Below are 524 nucleotides of genomic sequence, written 5' to 3' on the forward strand. Positions count from 1 at the left end.
GATCGGTAAAGCGAAGAGAAGGGATAGAGTGTAAAAAATAGTAATAAATTAATTTTTCAACTACAATCATATAAAAATAAAAATCCTGAAATTTATAAATGTTTATTAACATTATACAAGTTGCATTATAGAAATAATATAGAAAGTACAAATATTATAAATAATAATGTTTTATTAGTATATCAAAATACAATTCATTACAGTATATTGGTAGAATCATTAAATTTATTATTAATAATGGATATAAATAAATTAGATAGTATTCAAGACAATTTTAATTACGATAAATATATAAAAGAATTGTATAATCATTTTGATAATATAGGATGGAATAATTTTATAAATAATTTAAATAAAAGTAATTCTATTAATCTTAAAATTATATTATATTATTATTTTATAAGAGATATTAGTATTATTAAAAATAATAATATATTATTGAATTCATTAGATTTTGATTCTTTAATAGAAACATATAATGATGACAGTGTATATAAATATCTTAAAGAAGATCGGAAGATCGT

Annotated in this window: 1 protein-coding gene; it reads left to right on the forward strand. The window is 16.8% G+C overall.

Annotated features, from left to right (window positions below):
- Positions 1 to 120 precede the first annotated feature (120 nt).
- Positions 121 to 524: hypothetical protein (locus GQX97_RS14540; protein WP_157152380.1), on the forward strand; the 404-nt coding region annotated here is incomplete at its 3' end.

This window comes from Brachyspira sp. SAP_772, assembly GCF_009755885.1.
Classification (GTDB): domain Bacteria; phylum Spirochaetota; class Brachyspiria; order Brachyspirales; family Brachyspiraceae; genus Brachyspira.